We start from the raw sequence: 18,318 nt of genomic DNA, 5'->3' as shown, positions 1-18,318 counted from the left end.
GATTCCGCGAAGTCAGGGGGACAGGATCGGCCCGATCGTGATGCTTTCGTTATGGCCGAGGTGCCCAGGCGGCGCTCACTGCCACCAGGGGCGCTCGCGCTGGGCGGCCCGGCGCGACGCAGCGAGCTCCTCCATCTGCTCGTGCCGCTCGCCGATCTCGTGCACCGCCGAGGTGCAGCGCTGCACGAGCGACTCGAGGTCGTCGAGCTCGTGCCGCTTCGCCGCGCCGATCACGATCGCGGCGCACGCCTCGGCGTCGCCGGCGGCGTCGTGATGGCGGAAGTCGTCGAAGCCCGCCGCGAGCGCCGCGACCGGCAGCCGGTACGACTCGAGCGCGTACGTCTTGCGGGCGATGCGCAGCGAGTCGGTCCAGCGCATCTCGGGCACGGGCAGCCGCGCGGCCTTGGCCGCGGCGCGCATGACGCCCTTGTCGAAGCCGGCGTTGTGCGCGACGTAGACGTCGTCGCCGCCGAAGCCGAGGATGCGCTCCTGCACCTCGACCCAGTCGGGCGCACCGAGCACCTGGTGGGCCTGGATGCCGTGGATGCGCACGTTCCACTCCCAGAACTCGTCGTACGGGGCCGTGGGGCGGATGAGCGTGGCGAAGCGGTCGACGATGCGGCCGTCGCGCACCTTCACGAGGCCCACCGCGCAGGCGGAGGCGGCGTTGCCGTTGGCGGTCTCGAAATCGATCGCGGTGAAGTCGAGCGCCATGCCCCCAAGTCTCCCAGAGGCCGCCGACACCGCCGTCCGCGCCGCGCATCCGTCTGCCACGATGGGAGCCATGGCCAACCCCACCCTCGACGCGCTGCGGGCGATCGACACGACCGACCACGCTGGCGCCTGGGCGGTCGTGCGCGACGCCGAGCTCGTGGTGCCGGCGGTCGTCGAGAACCCCCGCGACCCGGGCTCCGGGCGCTTCCTCGTGCTGCCGCACGGCGACCTGCAGCTCGTCGTCGCGTTCACCGCGACGAGCCGCATCGGCGGCTTCGCGACGCGCACGCGCCGGCACCTGAGGATGACCGGCGCCGAGCTCGCGGCCGCGATCCCCGCGGGCCACGCGATCGTGCTCGACCCGGGCCACGACGACGGCCGCGTCTTCCTGCCCGACGTGCTCGCGGCCGACGCGCAGGGCTAGGTGCAGGCGCCCGTCTGCTCGAGCCGGTCGACGGCGCTCGAGAGCGACTCCAGGGCGGTGACGGCGCTCACGACGCCCGTGTCGATGACGACCTCGGCGGCGGGGGAGCGGCCGTAGCTGACGAAGGTCCAGACGTCCTCCTCCTGCGCCACCTCGAGCCAGTCCACGGCGCCCACCTGGATGCAGCGGCTCGCCGACGGCGCGGGCTCCGGCATGCCGCAGCGCAGCGTCACCGCGCTCGGGTCGCCGTAGGCGGCGGTGCCCTGCGCGGTGGTCTCGCGGCGGTCGAGCGGCTGCGGCAGGCTCGCGTCGCCGAGCTCCTCCGGGAGCGAGACGATCACGCTCGCGCACCCCGGATCGGCCGCGTCCTCGGCCGGCGGCAGCGACACCGAGCGGGCGCAGCCGGTCAGCGCGACGAGGGCCGCGGCAGCGGCGGCGAGGGGGAGCAGGCGCACCCGTCGAGCCTACCGAGCGCGCCTCGGCGCGGCCCATGCGCGGGGCGTCCCTCCGTGCGCGGCGGCTACCGTTGCGGCATGGACGACCCCACGCTGCACGAGGCGGGCGAGCTCGAGGCGCTGCGGCGCATCCTCCCGCTGCTGCCGGCAGGCGACACGACCGAGCTCGGCCCGGGCGACGACGCGGCGGTCGTGCGCGCCCCCGACGGCCGCGTCGTCGTCACGACCGACACGATGCTCGAGGGCGCCGACTTCCGGCTCGGCTGGTCGACGTGGCACGACCTCGGCTGGAAGGCCGTCGCGACCAACCTCATCGACGTCGCCGCGATGGGCGCGCGGCCCACGTCGCTCGTCGTGGCGCTCGCGGTGCCGCCGTCGACGCACGTGTCGTCGCTCGAGGACTTCGCCCGCGGCCTCGCCGACGCGGTCGCGTCGATGGCGCCCGGCTGCGGCGTCGTCGGCGGCGACCTCGGCACGGCCCCGCACGCGACCATCGCGGTGACGGCGTTCGGCGACCTCGGAGGTCGCGCGCCGGTGCTGCGCAGCGGCGCGAGGGAGGGGGACGCGGTGTGGTGCGTCGGCGGCCTGGGCCTCGCGGCCACGGGGCTGCGGCACCTCTTCGCGCAGGCCCTCGACGCGGCGGCGGAGCCGGTGCGCGCCGCCGCCGAGCGGCTCCGCGCGGGAGCCGACGGCGCGTCGATCGAGGCGCAGCTCGCGCCCGTCAGCCCGATCGCCGCGGGCGCGCTGCTCGCCGACCTCGGCGCCACCGCGATGCTCGACGTCTCCGACGGCCTCGCGCTCGACGCCGCCCGCGTGGCCCGCGCATCCGGGATGCGCATCGCGCTCGAGGCGGCGGCCGTCGCCCGGGCAGCGCCCGGCGCGAGCCTCGAGGCGGCGCTGCACGGTGGCGAGGACCACGCGCTGCTCGTCGCGCTGCCCGCCGGCGTGCGGCCGCCGGCCGAGCTCGCCGGCCACCCGGTGCGCCGCATCGGCGCCGTCGAGGCGCTCGCGGCCGACGAGCGGGCCGGCGTCACGCTCGACGGCGCTCCGCTCGAGCCGCGCGGCTGGGACCCCTACCGCGCCGGCTGACCCGCGGGCAGCACCCGCCCTGTCGCGCTTCCGGTACCGGTTCGCGCGTCGAGCCCACCGGCATCCGCGATCCGGTACCGGAGAGCCACCCGGCACGCCCGCGACCAAGCGGCAGCGCCCTCAGCGGTCGCCCGGCTCGCCCGTCGTCGTGAGGAAGTGCAGCGTCGTGTCGCCGTAGTCGCGGGTGCGCTCGACCTCGAGGTCGCCGGGCAGGTCGAGCGGCCCGGCCCGCCGCGCCTGCTCGACCACCACGACGGCCGGGTGCTGCAGCAGCGGCGCGAGCTCGGCGAGCGTCGACGCGAGCTCATCGCCGGGCAGGTCGTAGGGCGGGTCGATGAAGACGAGGTCGAACCGGCGGCCGGAGCGGTGGAGGTACTGCGCGACCGCCACCTGCTCGACGATCGCGTGCGCGGCGCCCGAGCGGGCGACCGACTCGGCGTTGCGCTGCGCGACCTTGGCGGCGGCGCGGTCGCGCTCCACGAGCACGACCGACTCGGCCCCGCGGCTCGCCGCCTCGAGCCCGAGCGCGCCCGAGCCGGCGTAGAGGTCGAGCACCCGCGCGCCGTCGCAGAGGCTCCGCGCGTCGAGCGCGCCGAACAGCGCCTCGCGCACGCGCTCCGACGTCGGCCGCGTGCCCCGCAGCGGCACGTGCAGCCGCACCCCGCCCGCGAGGCCCCCGATGATGCGCGTCATGCGGCCCATCCTCGCGCATTCCGACCCCCGCCCGCGCTGGGCAGCCCCAGGCGGCGACGGGCTCTCCACGAGGGCGGGCGGATGCGCCGCGCGCGTCAGCCGCTCGGCCTACGCTGGGCAGGTGGCGAAGCGGGAGGCGAGCGGGGCGAAGCCCGATCGCGCGGGCGGCGCGCGCGGCGGCGCGGGCTCCGGCGCCGCGACCGCCGAGGGCTTCGGCCGTCCGCTCGAGCGCGTCGTCGGCAAGGCCGCCGCCACGAAGCTCGAGCGCGCCTTCGGCATGACGACGCTCGGCGACCTCGTGTGGCACCTGCCGCGCCGCTACGCGAAGCGCGGGGAGCTCACCGACCTCGCGAGCCTCGTGCCCGGCGAGCACGTCACCGTGGTCGCGCGCGTGCGCGGCGTCGAGACGCGCGACCTGCAGCGCGACGCCAAGGGCCGCCCGCGCACCCTCACGACGATCACGATCACCGACGGCGAGACGTCGCTCGAGACGGCGTTCTTCAACCAGCCGTGGCGCACGGGCGAGCTGCACCAGGGCGTCACGGCGCTCTTCTCGGGCACCGTCGGCGAGTACAAGGGCAAGCGGCAGCTCGCGCACCCGACGTACGAGGCGTTCGACGAGGCCGAGGGCGTCGACGCCGAGCAGTGGGCGGCGAAGCCGGTGCCCATCTACCCGGCCACGGCGAGCCTGACGACGATGAAGATCGAGGCGCTCGTCGCGCAGGCGCTCGACGCGCTCGGCGACGTGCCCGACCCCGTGCCCGACGAGGTGCGGCGCGAGCACCGGCTCATGCCGCTCGTCGAGGCGCTGCGGCTCGCGCACCAGCCGAAGGCCGAGCAGGACGCCTTCCGCGCCCGCCACACGCTCGCCTGGCACGAGGCGTTCCTGCTGCAGACCTACCTGCTGGCCACGCGCGACTGGTTCGACACCCTGCCGACGGCGCCTCGGCACGCAGGAGCGCTGCTCGAGCGCTTCGACGCGGCGCTGCCGTGGCCGCTCACCGACGACCAGCAGTCGGCGGGCGCGGCGATCGCCGCCGACCTCGCGAGCGGCACGGCCATGCACCGGCTCGTGCAGGGCGAGGTGGGCTCGGGCAAGACGGTCGTCGCGACGCGGGCGATGCTCGCGGTCGCCGAGTCGGGCGGGCAGTCGGCGCTGCTCGCGCCCACCGAGGTGCTCGCCGTGCAGCACCTGCGCTCCATCACCCGCTCGCTCGGCCCCGAGCTCGCCGCCGAGCTGCAGCCGACGCTGCTCACCGGCCAGATGCCGGCCGCCGACCGCAAGCGCGCGCTGCTCGCGATCGCCGCGGGCTCGGCGCGCATCGTCGTCGGCACGCACGCGCTGCTCAGCGAGCGCACGACCTTCGCCGAGCTCGCCCTCGTCGTCATCGACGAGCAGCACCGCTTCGGCGTCGCCCAGCGCGAGGCGCTGCGCGCGAAGGGCCTCCACCCGCACACGCTCGTGCTCACCGCGACGCCCATCCCGCGCACCATCGCGATGACGGCCTTCGGCGACCTCGACGTCTCCACGATCCGCACCCTCCCGGCCGGCCGCAGCCCCATCCAGACCTTCGTCGTCGACCAGGTGCGCCAGCCCGCGGCCTTCCATCGCACATGGGGGCGCATGAGCGAGGAGCTCGCCGCCGGCCGCCAGGCGTTCGTCGTCTGCCCGGCGATCGAGCCCGGCAGGCTCGAGGGCGTCGACGAGCCGGCGGCGGATGCGCCGGCCGTCGGCCCGGCGCCGCCCCCGGTCGCCGACGTGGTCACGACCCTCGCCAACCTGCGCCGCAGCCCCGCGCTCGCCGGCCGCGTCGTCGCCCCGCTCACGGGCGCGATGACGACCGACGACAAGGACCGCACGATGCGCGCGTTCCGCGACCGCGAGATCGACGTGGTCGTCGCGACGACCGTCATCGAGGTCGGGGTCGACGTGCCCAACGCGACGATGATGGTGGTGCTCTCGGCCGACCGCTTCGGCGTCTCGCAGCTGCACCAGCTGCGCGGCCGCGTCGGCCGCGGCGAGCACGCGGGCCTCTGCATGCTCGTCACGGGCGTCGACGAGCTGTCGGATGCGCGGGTGCGGCTCGACGCGGTCGCGAGCACCCTCGACGGCTTCGCGCTCGCCGAGGTCGACCTCGAGCAGCGCGGCGAGGGCGACGTGCTCGGCGTCGCGCAGTCGGGAGGCCGCAGCGGCCTCAAGGTGCTGCGGGTGGCGCGCGACGGCGCCATCATCGAGGCCGCGCGCACCGCCGCGCGCGACGTGCTCGACGCCGACCCGACCCTCGTCGCGCATCCGGCACTGCGCCTCGCCGTGCACGCACGGCTCGACCCCGACGCGCGCGCCGCGCTCGTCACGGCGTAGGGGGACAGCCCTTCCCTCGGCCCGGCGCGGGTGAGCAAGGCTCATAGGGTCGGCGGTTAGGCTGGGCGGCATGCCTCGCATCGCCGTCGTGCCCGGTTCGTTCGACCCTGTGACCCTGGGTCACCTCGACGTCATCCAGCGCGCCGCCCGGATCTTCGACGAGGTGCATGTCGTGGTCACGCACAACCCCGACAAGGCGGCGTTCCTGCCGGTCGTCGAGCGCGAGCAGCTCATCGAGCGCGCGATCGCGGAGGCCCGCATCGAGGGCGAGATCCGCATCGCGAACTGGTCGATGGGTCTCCTCGTCGACTACTGCCAGCAGGTGGGCGCCGAGGTGCTCGTGAAGGGCATCCGCTCGTCGACCGACCTCTCGTACGAGACGCCGATGTCGATCGTGAACCGCAACCTCGCGGGCGTCGAGACGATCTTCATGCTCCCGAACCCCGAGAACGCGCACGTCTCGTCGAGCCTGGTGCGGCAGGTGTCGGAGCTCGGCGGCGACATCAGCCCGTACGTGCCGCGGGCCGTCGCCACCTTCCTGCAGCAGCGATGACCGATCCCGGCCGCAGCGCGGTCCACGACCCGGGCCGGGGTGAGAGCCGCGGCCCCGACCTCGAGCTCCGCGCCGTGCGCGGCATGGGCGAGATCCGGCCGGGCGACGACCTGCCGACGATCGTCGCCGACGCGCTCGCGCCGCTCTCGCCCCGGGACGGCGACATCGTCGTCGTCACGAGCAAGGTCGTCTCGAAGGCCGAGGGGCGCATCCGCCCGGCCGCCGAGCGCGAGCAGGCCATCACGGAGGAGTCGGTGCGCCTCGTCGCGTCGCGCGCGCACCCGGGCGGCATCACCCGCATCGTCGAGCACCGCACGGGCCTCGTGCTCGCCGCGGCGGGCGTCGACGCCTCGAACACCGACGACGGCACGATCCTGCTGCTGCCCGAGGACTCGGATGCGTCGGCGCGGGCGATCGCCGAGCGGTTGCGGTCGCGCTTCGGTGCTGCCATCGGCGTCGTCGTGAGCGACACGCTCGGGCGCGCCTGGCGCGTCGGGCAGACCGACGTCGCGATCGGCGCGGCAGGCGTGCGCGTGCTCGAGCCGGTCGGCACCGACGCCAACGGCCGGCCGCTGCTCGTCACCGCGCCCGCGATCGCCGACGAGATCGCCGGCGCCGCCGAGCTCGTCGCGGGCAAGGCCGACGGCGTGCCGGTGGTGCTCGTGCGCGGCCTCGGCCGGCACGTGACCGACCTCGACGAGCCCGGCGCGCGGCGGCTCGTGCGCCCGCCCGGCGACGACATGTTCCGCCTCGGCAGCGACGAGGCCTACCGGGCCGGCCGCGAGGCGGGCAGGATCGACGCACTGGCAGAGGCGGGGGCGCAGCATGCAGGCTGACGAGCAGGTCGAGGAGGCGGTGATCGAGCGCGCTCCCGGGCCGACGTCCACGCCCGGCTCCCGCATCGAGGACGCCGTCGCATCCGTCATCTCGGGCAAGGCCGAGGAGATCCGCACCGTGCTGACGGTGCTGCTCGCCGAGGGCCACGTGCTGCTCGAGGACGTGCCGGGCGTCGGCAAGACGCAGCTCGCGCGCGCCTTCGCCGCGGCCGTCGGCGGCACGGTGCGGCGCATCCAGTGCACGCCCGACCTGCTGCCGAGCGACATCACGGGCATGTCGGTGCTCGACCAGGGCACGGGCGAGCTGCGGTTCCAGCCCGGCCCGGTCTTCGCGAACATCGTCATCGCCGACGAGATCAACCGCGCGAGCCCCAAGACGCAGGCGGCGCTGCTCGAGTGCATGGCCGAAGGGCAGGTGACGGTCGACGGCGTCACGCACCGGCTGCCGACGCCGTTCCTCGTCGTCGCGACGCAGAACCCGATCGACATGGAGGGCACGTACGCGCTGCCCGAGGCGCAGCGCGACCGCTTCATGGTGCGGCTCGAGGTCGGCTACCCCGACGAGGCCGCCGAGCTCGCCATGGTGCAGGCGCGCGAGACGGCGCAGCCGCTCGACGCCGTGCGGCCGGTGACGACGCTCGACGAGTTCCGCGCCGACATCGCCGCGGCGCACGCGGTGCGCGCGCACGAGCTCGTCGAGCGCTACGCGGTGCGGCTCGCCCGCGCCACGCGCGAGCACGCCGACGTGCGGCTGGGCGCGAGCCCGCGCGCCACGCTGCAGCTCGTGCGGGCGGCGAAGGCGCGAGCGCACCTGCTGGGCCGCGACTGGCTCTCGCCCGACGACGTGAAGGCGCTCGCCGCGCACGTGCTGCCGCACCACCTGGTGCTGCACGACCCGCACGCGCGGCACGAGGACGCGCGGGCGGTCGTCGCCCAGGCGCTCGCCGGCACGGTCGCGCCCGTCATGCGCTGATGGCCGAGCGCGCTGCCGCGAGGGACCGCACGCGGTCCAGGCCGACGGCGCGCGGCGTGGCGCTCACGCTCGTCGGGGCGGGCCTCGTGCTCGCCGCCTACTGGGAGCGGCAGGTCGTGCTGCTCGTGCCCGCCGCGCTGTGCCTCGCCGTCGTGCTGCTGGGCGCCTGGTGGTCGATCGGCGCGGTCGGCAGCCTGCGCCTCCTCGCGCCGGGCGTGCTGCCGGAGGGGCAGGCTGCGGTGCTGCGCATCGCGGGCGACGTGCGGCACGCGGGCGCCGAGTGGGCGACGTGGGCGCCGGGCCCCGAGCGGTACCTGCACCTCGAGGGCGAGCTCGACGCGCAGGGGCGCGACGCGGTACCGCTCGGCGCGCACCCGCGCGGCCGCTGGCGGCTCGCGCCGGTCGAGGTGAGCGCGCTCGACCCGTTCCGCGTCGTGCGCACGACGCGCACGATCGACCCGCGCGCGAGCCTCGTCGTGGGGCCCGAGGTGCTCGAGGTGCCGTCGGCATCGCTGCGCTCCAACCGCGAGCAGGGCCGCATCGCCCAGTCGCGCACCGCCGACGACGTCGACGCGATGGTGCGACAGTGGCGGCCGGGCGACCCGCAGCGGCGGGTGCACTGGCGGCAGAGCGCGAAGCGCGGCGAGCTCATGGTGCGGCAGGAGGCGAATCCCGCGACCGACGACGACGTCGTGCTCGTCGACACCGCCGGCGCCGCGGGCCTCGGCCGCGACGCGGAGGACCGGCTCGCGCGCGCGGCGTGCTCGATCGCGCGGGCGCTCGCCGGCCGCGACCGGGTCGTGCAGGTGCGCGAGACGGGCGAGCCGAGCATCCTCGCGGCCGACTGGCGCGATCTGCAGTCGGCGCTCGCGGCCTTCGCGTCGCTGCGCGCGCGGGCGCCAGAGGCGCCGCCCGCCCGTGACGGCGCATCCGCCCACGTCGTCGCCCTCGAGGAGTCGGCACCGGAGCAGTGGACGCTGACGCCGGGCTCGACGCTGTGGCTCGTGGCCGCGCGCGACGCGCCGCCGCGCCGCATCGCGCCCGGGTCGCGGGTGCGCAGCGTGCGCTGGATCGACCGCGTCGGCCCGGTGCGGGAGCTGCCGTGAGCACCGTCGCGCGCGAACGCCCCGCCGCCCGGCCCACCGGTGCGCCAGCTGGCGTCCCGCCCCGCGCCGAGCTGCCGGCCGAGCACGGCCGGCGACGGCTGCGCGCCGGGCCGGTCGAGACCGTCGCGCTCGCGGTGCTGCCCGTCGCGTGGCTGTGGTCGACGCAGGAGGTGCTGGGGCAGGACTGGCTGTGGCCCGTCGTCGGCGCCGTCGTCTCGATGGCCCTCGTCGCCGGGCTCGTGCGGGCCGTCTCGCCGGCCTTCGCGGGCACCGCCGCCGCGGCGCTCGTCGGGGTCGGCTGGGTGACCGCCGTCTCAGCGCCCGGCGAGGCCCTGCTCGGCGTGATCCCGACGCCCGAGGCGCTGCGCGCGACGATGGCGGTGCTCGGCGAGGGGGTGCAGTCGATCGCGTGGGCGCTCTCGACGCCGATCGACGCCGAGGGCGCGGTGCTCGCGGCCGTGGTCGCGGCCGCCGTGGTGCTCACGGTCTTCGTCGACCTGCTCGGGCACGGGCTGCGTGCGCCGGCGATCGCCGTGCTCTGCTGCGCCGTCGCGCTCGTGCTGCCGATCGCGTTCCGCATCGACGTGCCCTGGTTCCACGCGCTCCCGGGCGTGGCGGCCGCGGCGCTCGCGCTCGCGGCGCCGACGATCGACGACCGGGTCGCGCTCGGCCGCGGATGGGTCGCTCCCGTCGCGCTCGTCGCGGTCGCGGCCGTGCTCGCGGCGGCCGTGCCGCTCGTGGCGCCGAGCCCGCGCGAGAGCACGCTCGACCTGCCGACGATCGAGGACCTGCTGCGGCCGACGACGCCGGTGCTGCGCACCGACATCGACCTCGGCGACGAGCTGCGCAGGCCCGAGGCGCGGCCCGTCTTCACCTACTCGACGACCGACGGCGGCCCGATCGTGACGCGGCTCATGACGCTGCCGCTCGCCGGCCCCGACGGCTTCCTCGCGCTGCCGCCCGAGGCGGCGCAGCCGAGCCCGCTCGTCGAGGGCGCCGACCTCGGCCTCGCGATGCAGATGACGGTGCGGATGAGCGACGTGCGCGCCGAGGGGCTGCCGACGCCCGAGCGCGCCTCGGGCGTCGAGCCGCCGGAGGGCGCCCGCTGGGACGACGCGAACGACGCGCTGCGCATCGAGGGCTCGCTCGAGACCGCCGGCCTCGAGTACGTCGCCGCGGGCTCGCGCTCGACGCCGCTCGCCGAGCTGTCGGGCACCGCCTCGACGGGCCACGACGAGCTGCTCGCGCTGCCCGACGCCGCCGCCGCGATCGGCCGGCAGGGCGCGGCGCTCGTGCAGCCCGGGATGACCGCCGCCGAGCGCGTGCGGGCCGTGCACGCCTTCATGACCGAGGGCGTCTGGGACTACTCCGAGCAGCTCGACCTGCCGGGCTTCGGCGGCGCGGGCGGCGACGGCTGGGCGGCGCTCGAGGGCTTCCTCGAGACGCGCAGCGGCTACTGCGTGCACTACGCGAGCGCCACGGCGGCGCTGCTGCGGGGCGCGGGCGTGCCGACCCGGGTCGTCGTCGGGTTCCTGCCCGGCAGCGAGATCAGCGGCGGCTTCGCCGTGTCGACGAACGACATGCACGCGTGGGCGGAGTCGTGGGTCGACGGGCACGGCTGGGTGCGGGTCGAGACGACGCCCGGCGCGGGCACGGGCGACGCCTCGCCGAGCCCCGAGGACGACGAGCAGACGCAGGCGCCGACGCCCACCCCGGAGCCGACGCCGACCGACGTGGCGCCGACGAGCACGCCCACCCCCTCGGCGGCGCCGAGCCCGGGCGCGCCGGAGCCGGGCGCCTCGGATGCCCCCGGGGAGGGCGCCGGGCCTGGCGGCATCGACCCGGCGGTGCTGCGCGCCTGGCTGCTCGGCATCGGCGCGCTGCTGCTGCTCGCGCTGCCGTGGGCGGTGCGGCAGGCGCAGCGGGCTGTGCGGCTGCGACGCGGGGCTCCCGGCGCCTGGCAGGAGCTCCGGGCGGCGCTCGCGGATGCGGGCGTGCGGCTGCCGGCGTCGGCCACGCCGGGCGACGTGCAGGCGGCGATCGCGGCTCGCGTGCCGCCGGATGCGGCCGCCGCGGCCGATCGCGTGCGGCTCGCCGCGGAGCGCGCCGCGTTCGCGGGCGGCCCGCGCGAGCCGGGGGCGTGCGACGCGGATGTTCGGATCGCTGCGCGCGGGCTCGTCGCGTCGCTGCCGCCCTGGCGGAGAGCGCTGTCGACCGCGCTGCCGCCGAGCCTCGTGCGGGTCGTGCCGCCGCTCGACGTCGCCTGACCGTCCCGCGGGGCGGCCGCGTCCGTCCGCGGTCCGGGGCGGCATCCGGGCCGACGTAGGCTGGGCGGCATGCAGCGCTGGTCGATCGTGATCCCCGTCAAGGGCTCGGTCGGCAAGTCGCGCCTCGACGCGGGCGACGCCCGCGCGGCGCTCGCGATCGCCTTCGCGCGCGACGCGATCGCCGCCGCGCGCGCCTGCGACGCCGTCGACCTCGTGGTCGTGGTCAGCTGCGACCCGCAGGTGACCGACGGGCTCGATCGCATCCAGGTCGTCGACGACCCGTGCACGGGCCTCCACGCCGCGATCGCCGCCGGCCTCGCGACGCTCGACCCGGCCGCGCCCGCCGCGGTGCTGCTCGGCGACCTGCCCGCGCTCACTGCCGACGAGCTCGGCGCCGCGCTCGCGCTCGCCGCGGGGGAGCACCGCTCGTTCGTGCCCGACGCGATCGCCACGGGCACCACGATGCTCGCGGCGACGCGGGCGGATGCGCTCCGGCCGCGCTTCGGGCCGGGCTCGGCCGAGCTGCACCGCGACGCGGGGCACGTCGAGCTGCCGGTCGCGCCGGGGTCGGGGCTGCGTCTCGACGTCGACGAGCTCGCCGACCTGCACGCGGCCATCGACGTCGGCGTCGGCGCGCACACGCGCGCGGTGCTGCAGCAGGCGTCGCTCTCGGCGTAGCCGCGCCGCGCCGCCGCCCCGCCCGCTGGTCGAGCCGCGTGGCCGCCGGAGGCGGCTGCGCGAGTCGAGACCACCCTGCCGTCGGCGTGCGCGGTGGTCTCGACTCGGGCCGTGCCCTGCGGGCGCGGCCCGGCTCGACCAGCGAAGGGTTCAGCGGCCGCCCCGCTGGTCGAGCCGTGCGGCGGCCACCGCCCCGCTGGTCGAGCCGGGCCGCCGCTCCCGCCCCGCCGGTCGAGCCGCGCGGCGGCCACCGCCCCGCTGGTCGAGCCGCGCGGCCGCCGGAGGCGGCTGCGCGAGTCGAGACCATCCTGCGGCTGGCGTGCGCCGTGGTCTCGACTCGGGCCGTGCCCTGCGGGCGCGGCCCGGCTCGACCAGCGAGGGATTCAGCCGCCGCCCCGCTGATCGAGCCGCGCGGCCGCTCCCGCCCCGCTGGTCGAGCCGCGCGGCCGCCGGAGGCGGCTGCGCGAGTCGAGACCACCCTGCCGCCGGCGTGCGCGGTGGTCTCGACTCGTGCCGTGCCCTGCGGGCGCGGCCCGGCTCGACCAGCGAGGGGTTCAGCGGCCGCCCCGCCCAGCCCGCTGGTCGAGCCGCGCTGCCGCCGGAGGCGGCTGCGCGAGTCGAGACCACCCTGCTGCTGGCGTGCGCCGTGGTCTCGACTCGGGCCGTGCCCTGCGGGCGCGGCCCGGCTCGACCAGCGAGGTTCAGCCGCCGCCCGGCTGGTCGAGCCGCGCTGCCGCCGGAGGCGGCTGCGCGAGTCGAGACCACACTGCTGCTGGCGTGCGGCGTGGTCTCGACTCGGGCCGTGCCTGCGGCGCGGCCCGGCTCGACCAGCGAAGGGCGCTCAGCCCGCGAGGCGCGCCGCGAGCGCGAGCGCGTCGGCCGCCACCTGCTGCGCGGGCGCGCCGGGGGTCAGCAGCAGCGGCCTCGCCTCCGCGACGATCCCGAGCTCCGCGAGCCGCGGGACAGCCGCCGCATCCTGCTCGGCCACCAACCAGCCGTCGAGCAGCCCGTCATCGGACCGCGCCCCGTAGTGCGCGGCGACCGCCGCCGCATCCGTCTCGACGCCAATCGTCGCGAGGCACGCCGCCGCCATGCCGCGGAGCGCCTGCCCGCCGATGATGGGCGAGACGCCCACGACCGGCGCCCGCGCCGTCTCGATCGCGTCGCGCACGCCCGGGATGCCGACGATCGTGCCGATCGAGACGACCGGGTTCGACGGCGCGACGAGCAGCACGTCGGCCCCGGCGATCGCCGCCCGCGCGGCGTGCGAGATGCGCGACCGCTCGAGTCCGTGCTGCACGAAGCGGCGCGCCGGCAGCTGCGCCCTCGTGCGCACCCACCACTCCTCGAAGTGCAGCACGCCCTCGTCGGTCACGACGTGCGTGGGCACCTCGTCGTTCGTGACCGGCAGCAGCGTCGCGCCGATCGGCCAGCGGGCGGCGAGCCGGGCGGTGGCCTCGGTGAGGTCGGCGCCGTCGCGCAGCAGCGCCGTGCGCGCGAGGTGGGTGCCGAGGTCGAGGTCGCCGAGGGTGAACCACGGCCAGCCCACCCCATAGGCGGCGAGCTCGCCGGCGACGCGCTCGCTCTCGCCCGCGCGGCCCCAGCCGCGCTCGGCATCGTTGACGCCCGCGAGCGCGTAGAGGAGCGAGTCGAGGTCGGGGCAGACCTTCACGCCCGAGAGCCACATGTCGTCGCCGACGTTCGCGACGATCGTGATCTCGGCCGCATCGCCGTGCGCGGCGCGCGCGGCGTCGCGCAGCCCGAGCGCGAAGCGCGCCCCGCCGACGCCGCCGGCCAGCACCGTGATCCTCACGGCTCCATCCTGCGGTAGCGGATCGCCACCCCGCCAGGGGCGGCGTCGATCTCGGCCTCGACGCCGTAGACGGCACGGATGCGCTCGGGCGTCAGCACCGCATCCGGCACCCCCTCCGACACCACCCGGCCGCGGTCGACGAGCACCACCCGGTCGGCGTGCGTCGCCGCGAGCGCGAGGTCGTGGACGGTCATCACGACGGGGCGGTCGGCGGCGAGCCGCCGCACGAGCTGCAGCAGCTCGAGCTGCCAGGCGACGTCGAGGTGGTTCGTCGGCTCGTCGAGCAGCAGCAGGCGCGGCTGCTGCGCGATCGCGCGGGCCACGTGCACGCGCTGCAGCTCGCCGCCCGAGAGCTCGCCGAGCGGGCGGTCGGCGAGCCCGGCGGCGCCGGCGTCGGCGAGGGCAGCCTCGACGAGCCGCTCGTCGCCGAGCGAGAAGCCGAGCATGCGGTGGTGCGGCGTGCGGCCGAGCCGCACCGCCTCGCGCGCCGTCAGCTGCGGCACCGCATCCGCCGTCTGCTCGACGAGCGCGACGCGGCGGGCGCGCTCGCGAGGCGGGAGCGCGCCGGGTCCTGCGAGCGCGGCGCCGTCGAGCAGCACGACGCCCTCGCGCTGCGCGCGCTCGGGGAGCACCCCCGCGATCGCGCGGAGCATCGTCGACTTGCCCGCGCCGTTCGGGCCGACGAGCGCGGTGATGGCGCCCGCGGGCGCGTGCCACGAGGCCGCGTCGACGAGCGCGCGGCCGCGCACGGCGACCGTCAGCCCGCGCACCGCGAGGCCCGCCGTCGCCCCCGTCGCGCCGCTCGCCGCCGCGGCGCTCACGTGCGCACCCGCCCGGTGAGCATGAGCGCGGCGAAGACGGGCGCGCCGAGCAGCGCCGTGACGATGCCCACCGGCAGCTCGCGCGGGTCGAACGCGGCGCGCGCGACGGTGTCGGCGACGAGCAGCACGATCGCGCCGGCGAGCCCCGACGCGGGCAGCAGCAGCGCGTGCGAGGCGCCCACGACCAGCCGCACCGCGTGCGGCACGACGAGCCCGACGAAGCCGATCGCGCCCGAGACCGACACGAGCACGCCGGTCACGAGCGCGCACGCGACGAGCAGCGCCCAGCGGGTGCGCCGCGCGTCGACGCCGAGCGCGCCCGCCGCGCTGTCGCCGAGCGCGAGCGCGTCGAGCAGCCGCCCGCTCACGAGCAGCGGCAGCGCGAGCGCCGCCCCCACGAGCGCGATCGCGGCGGTCTGCCACGTCGAGGCGGCGAGCGAGCCGAGCAGCCACGCGAGGATCTCGCGGAAGGCGTCGCCGTCGGCGCGCCAGAAGATCACGAGGCTCACGAGGGCGCCGGCGGCGGATGCGACGACGACGCCCGCGAGCACGGTCCGGGTGGGCGTCGCCCCGCCCGCGGCCCCGGCGAGCCCGAGCGTCGCGAGCAGCGCGAGCAGCGCGCCGGCGAACGCCGCGACCGGCAGCACGGCCGCGAGCCCTGCGACGAGCACGAGCACGGCGCCGACCGAGGCTCCCGAGGAGACGCCCAGCAGGTACGGGTCGGCGAGCGGGTTGCGCACGAGCGCCTGCATGACGGCGCCGACGATCGCGAGCCCGGCGCCGACCGCGCACGCCGCGACGATCCGGGGCAGGCGCAGGTCGACGACGATCGCGTCGCCGAGCGCGTCGAGCGGGCTCGAGCCGATGCCGAGGCGCGCGCCCACCGCGGCGAGCGCGTCGGCCGGGGCGACGCCGGCGGCGCCGATCGACGCGGCACCGAGCGCGAGCGCGAGCAGCAGCGCGGCGAGCAGCGGCAGCGCCACGAGGCGCCGCGCGCGTCGCGGTGCCGGCCCGGCCGCCTGCGCGGCCGCGGCCCTGCGCGGTGCCGTGCGGGTCATCCGAGCCCCATCTCCCGGGCCGCCTCGACCACCGCGCCGACCGCCGCGACGGAGCCGACGCCGGCCTCGGCCATCGGGAACGGCACGACGACGAAGCGCTGCTCGCGCACCGCCTCGAGCTGCGCCGTCGCCGGGTTGGCGCGCAGGCGCTCGACCTTCGACGCGGCCGTGTGCCACGCGGCGTCGACGAGCACGATGACGTCGGGGTCGCTCGCGGCGAGCGCCTCCCACGACATCGTCGTCCACGCCTCGTCGACGTCGGCGGCCACGTTCGTCAGGCCCGCCGACTCGAGCACGAGCTGCGGGGCGCCCGTGCCGCCGCCGACGTACGGGGCGTCCTCGCCGGACGAGTACCAGAGCGCGCTCGCGCCGCCGTCGAGCGGCTCGATCGCCTCGAGCGCGGCGCGCTGCTCGGCCGCGAGCGCCTCGCCCGCCTCCGGCACGCCGAGCACCGCGCCCGCGTCGGCGAGCTCGCCGAGCAGCGCATCCCAGTCGAGCGGCGCGACGTCGACCGAGCGGCAGGCGGCGGGGGAGACCCACGTGGTCACGCCCAGCTCGGCGAGCGTGGCGCGGTCGCCGGCCGCCTCGGGGGCGAAGGCCGACTCCCAGCCCGCCACCACCGCATCCGGCTCGAGCGCGAGCAGCGCCTCGCGCGACGGCATCCCCTCGATCGTGGGGGCGTCGGCCCCCTCGAGCGGCCCGTCGAGGAACGCCGTCGACACGAGCGCGTCGCCGAGCCCGAGCGCGACGACGAGCTCGGCCGCCGTCGACTTCACGGCCACGATGCGCTCGGCCGGCTGCGCCATCGGCGCGACGGCGACGCCGCAGTCGTCGATCGTCGCGGCCGCGGCGGCGCTCCCGCTCGCGCTCGCCGACGGGGTCGCGGCGGGCTGCGCGGCGCAGCCCGCGAGCAGCGACAGCCCGACGAGGGCGGCGGCGGCGGAGGCGGCGCGGGCGGCCGTCGGGCGGCGCGTCGAGCGGCGGGGCAGAGCGGGCATCGGGTCTCCTGGGCATGCTGGCGCGAACGGTGTGCAGGGTCCGCGCGCGGAGATGATGCCCGGCGCAGCCTCGAGTGTACGCCGGGATACGGTGGCGAGGCGGCCACGGCGGCCGGCGCACCGAGGAGGACCATGTCCGAGCACCAGCTCCACCCGGCCGACGGCGACCGCGCGCGCGAGCTCGACCGCCTCATCCTCCACTCCTGGTCGAAGCACGGCTCGACGAACCCCTTCACCGTCGCGCGCGGCGAGGGCGTGCGGCTCTGGGACCACGACGGGCGCGAGTACCTCGACTTCTCGAGCCAGCTCGTCAACACCAACATCGGCCACGCGCATCCGCGGGTCGTCGAGGCCATCCAGCGCCAGGCGGCCGAGCTCGCCACCGTCGCCCCCGCCACGACCAACCTGCGCCGCGGCGAGGCCGCCGAGCGCATCCTCTCGACGATCGATGGGCTCGCCGCGGTCTTCTTCACGAACGGCGGGGCGGATGCGGTCGAGAACGCCATCCGGATGGCGCGCGTGCACACCGGCCGCACGAAGGTGCTCTCGCACTACCGGTCGTACCACGGCAACACCGGCGCCGCGATCAACGCCACCGGCGACCACCGCCGCCTCGGCAACGAGTTCGCGCTCGGCCACGTGCACTGCTTCGGGCCGTTCCTCTACCGCTCGGAGTTCTGGGCGACGAGCGAGGAGGAGGAGGGCGAGCGGGCGCTGCAGCACGCGCGCCGCGTGCTCGAGTCGGAGGGCCCGGAGACGTTCGCCGCGATCCTCGTCGAGCCCGTGCCCGGCACCGCCGGCATCCTGGTGCCGCCGCCCGGCTACCTGCAGGGGCTGCGCGAGCTCGCCGACCGCCACGGCATCGTGCTCATCCTCGACGAGGTGATGGCGGGCTTCGGCCGCACCGGCCACTGGTTCGCGCACCAGCACGACGGCGTGCGGCCCGACCTGGTCACCTTCGCGAAGGGCGTGAACTCGGGCTACGTGCCGGTCGGCGGCGTCATCATCGCCGAGCACATCCTCGACACCTTCCGCGAGCGGCCCATCCCCGGCGGCCTGACGTACGCGGGCCACCCGCTCGCCGCGGCCTCGATCGTCGCCACGATCGACGCGATGACCGACGAGCGCATCGTCGAGCGCGCCGCCCACCTCGGCGCCGACATCCTCGGCCCGGGCCTGCGGGCGCTCGCCGAGCGGCACCCGGTCATCGGCGAGGTGCGGGGCCGCGGCTGCTTCTGGGCGCTCGACCTCGTGGCCGACCGCGGCACGCGCGAGCCCGTCGACGCATCCGTCGTCGCGCGGCTGAAGTCCCTGCTGCTCGAGCGCGGCTACGTGCCGTTCACCGCCGACAACCGCATCCACGTGACGCCGCCGCTCGTGATGGGCGACGACGACGCGCGCGCGGGCCTCGCGATCCTCGACGAGGCGCTCGCGGCGCTCGGGTCGCCCTGACCCTCGTCCGTCGACCGGCTCGGTGC

At 77.2% G+C, this 18,318-nt stretch carries 17 protein-coding genes; 10 read left to right on the top strand and 7 right to left on the bottom strand.

Annotated elements, in window-relative coordinates; translation table 11 throughout:
• Positions 1 to 75 precede the first annotated feature (75 nt).
• Positions 76 to 714, bottom strand: coding sequence for an exonuclease domain-containing protein (locus AC1RNL_RS07300; protein WP_128190755.1), 639 nt, complete (start codon positions 712 to 714; stop codon positions 76 to 78).
• 70 nt (positions 715 to 784) lie between these two features.
• Here AC1RNL_RS07300 and AC1RNL_RS07295 point away from each other — a divergent pair, with 70 nt between their 5' ends.
• Positions 785 to 1,138, top strand: a complete 354-nt coding sequence (locus tag AC1RNL_RS07295) for an SseB family protein (RefSeq protein ID WP_492934855.1) — start codon at positions 785 to 787, stop codon at positions 1,136 to 1,138.
• On the opposite strand, the gene AC1RNL_RS07290 is transcribed toward AC1RNL_RS07295, so the two are convergent.
• A complete protein-coding gene (locus AC1RNL_RS07290; RefSeq protein ID WP_146357159.1) occupies positions 1,135 to 1,593 on the bottom strand; it encodes a DUF3515 domain-containing protein in 459 nt (152 codons plus the stop codon). The genes AC1RNL_RS07295 and AC1RNL_RS07290 overlap by 4 nt on opposite strands.
• A 78-nt stretch (positions 1,594 to 1,671) precedes the next feature.
• Here AC1RNL_RS07290 and thiL point away from each other — a divergent pair, with 78 nt between their 5' ends.
• Positions 1,672 to 2,682: a thiamine-phosphate kinase gene (gene thiL / locus AC1RNL_RS07285; RefSeq protein WP_492934854.1), complete on the top strand. Its 1,011-nt coding sequence runs from the start codon at positions 1,672 to 1,674 to the stop codon at positions 2,680 to 2,682.
• A gap of 120 nt (positions 2,683 to 2,802) precedes the next feature.
• On the opposite strand, the gene rsmD is transcribed toward thiL, so the two are convergent.
• On the bottom strand, positions 2,803 to 3,375 hold the full coding sequence (rsmD, locus tag AC1RNL_RS07280) for a 16S rRNA (guanine(966)-N(2))-methyltransferase RsmD (RefSeq protein WP_492934853.1): 573 nt from the start codon (positions 3,373 to 3,375) through the stop codon (positions 2,803 to 2,805).
• A 121-nt stretch (positions 3,376 to 3,496) separates the two neighbouring features.
• Here rsmD and AC1RNL_RS07275 point away from each other — a divergent pair, with 121 nt between their 5' ends.
• From AC1RNL_RS07275 to cofC, 7 genes are all read left to right on the top strand, one after another.
• Positions 3,497 to 5,737: an ATP-dependent DNA helicase RecG gene (locus AC1RNL_RS07275; RefSeq protein ID WP_492934852.1), complete on the top strand. Its 2,241-nt coding sequence runs from the start codon at positions 3,497 to 3,499 to the stop codon at positions 5,735 to 5,737.
• A gap of 70 nt (positions 5,738 to 5,807) precedes the next feature.
• The gene (gene coaD / locus AC1RNL_RS07270; protein ID WP_128190645.1) at positions 5,808 to 6,290 is read left to right on the top strand and encodes a pantetheine-phosphate adenylyltransferase; all 483 of its coding nucleotides are present in this window, start codon (positions 5,808 to 5,810) and stop codon (positions 6,288 to 6,290) included.
• Positions 6,287 to 7,126, top strand: a complete 840-nt coding sequence (cofE, locus tag AC1RNL_RS07265; protein WP_492934851.1) for a coenzyme F420-0:L-glutamate ligase — start codon at positions 6,287 to 6,289, stop codon at positions 7,124 to 7,126. Before coaD ends, cofE begins: the two co-directional genes overlap by 4 nt.
• Positions 7,116 to 8,099, top strand: coding sequence for an AAA family ATPase (locus tag AC1RNL_RS07260; protein WP_246990614.1), 984 nt, complete (start codon positions 7,116 to 7,118; stop codon positions 8,097 to 8,099). Before cofE ends, AC1RNL_RS07260 begins: the two co-directional genes overlap by 11 nt.
• Before the next feature lie 56 nt (positions 8,100 to 8,155).
• Complete coding sequence (locus AC1RNL_RS07255) at positions 8,156 to 9,205, top strand: DUF58 domain-containing protein (protein ID WP_492934850.1); 1,050 nt, start codon at positions 8,156 to 8,158, stop codon at positions 9,203 to 9,205.
• On the top strand, positions 9,202 to 11,472 hold the full coding sequence (locus tag AC1RNL_RS07250; RefSeq protein WP_492934849.1) for a transglutaminase-like domain-containing protein: 2,271 nt from the start codon (positions 9,202 to 9,204) through the stop codon (positions 11,470 to 11,472). The genes AC1RNL_RS07255 and AC1RNL_RS07250 overlap by 4 nt, the downstream gene beginning before the upstream one ends.
• A 69-nt stretch (positions 11,473 to 11,541) precedes the next feature.
• The gene (cofC, locus tag AC1RNL_RS07245; RefSeq protein WP_400531283.1) at positions 11,542 to 12,150 is read left to right on the top strand and encodes a 2-phospho-L-lactate guanylyltransferase; all 609 of its coding nucleotides are present in this window, start codon (positions 11,542 to 11,544) and stop codon (positions 12,148 to 12,150) included.
• A gap of 841 nt (positions 12,151 to 12,991) precedes the next feature.
• On the opposite strand, the gene cofD is transcribed toward cofC, so the two are convergent.
• Genes cofD through AC1RNL_RS07225 form a run of 4 tightly spaced genes read right to left on the bottom strand, consistent with a single transcriptional unit; the run spans position 12,992 to position 16,840 of the window.
• Positions 12,992 to 13,963 carry a 2-phospho-L-lactate transferase gene (gene cofD, locus AC1RNL_RS07240; RefSeq protein ID WP_246990617.1) on the bottom strand — a complete coding sequence of 324 codons (972 nt, stop codon included), beginning with the start codon at positions 13,961 to 13,963 and terminating at the stop codon, positions 12,992 to 12,994.
• Positions 13,960 to 14,784: an ABC transporter ATP-binding protein gene (locus AC1RNL_RS07235; RefSeq protein ID WP_492934848.1), complete on the bottom strand. Its 825-nt coding sequence runs from the start codon at positions 14,782 to 14,784 to the stop codon at positions 13,960 to 13,962. The genes cofD and AC1RNL_RS07235 overlap by 4 nt, the downstream gene beginning before the upstream one ends.
• Positions 14,781 to 15,842 carry an iron chelate uptake ABC transporter family permease subunit gene (locus AC1RNL_RS07230; protein ID WP_492934847.1) on the bottom strand — a complete coding sequence of 354 codons (1,062 nt, stop codon included), beginning with the start codon at positions 15,840 to 15,842 and terminating at the stop codon, positions 14,781 to 14,783. Before AC1RNL_RS07230 ends, AC1RNL_RS07235 begins: the two co-directional genes overlap by 4 nt.
• A complete protein-coding gene (locus AC1RNL_RS07225) occupies positions 15,839 to 16,840 on the bottom strand; it encodes an ABC transporter substrate-binding protein (protein ID WP_492934846.1) in 1,002 nt (333 codons plus the stop codon). The genes AC1RNL_RS07230 and AC1RNL_RS07225 overlap by 4 nt, the downstream gene beginning before the upstream one ends.
• A 132-nt stretch (positions 16,841 to 16,972) precedes the next feature.
• Between AC1RNL_RS07225 and AC1RNL_RS07220 the strand changes: the two genes are divergently transcribed.
• On the top strand, positions 16,973 to 18,292 hold the full coding sequence (locus tag AC1RNL_RS07220; RefSeq protein WP_492934845.1) for an aspartate aminotransferase family protein: 1,320 nt from the start codon (positions 16,973 to 16,975) through the stop codon (positions 18,290 to 18,292).
• Positions 18,293 to 18,318: the final 26 nt, after the last annotated feature.

This window comes from Agrococcus sp. GW821-FHT14H11 (genome assembly GCF_058803545.1).
This window is presented reverse-complemented; position numbering and strand designations above follow the sequence as displayed.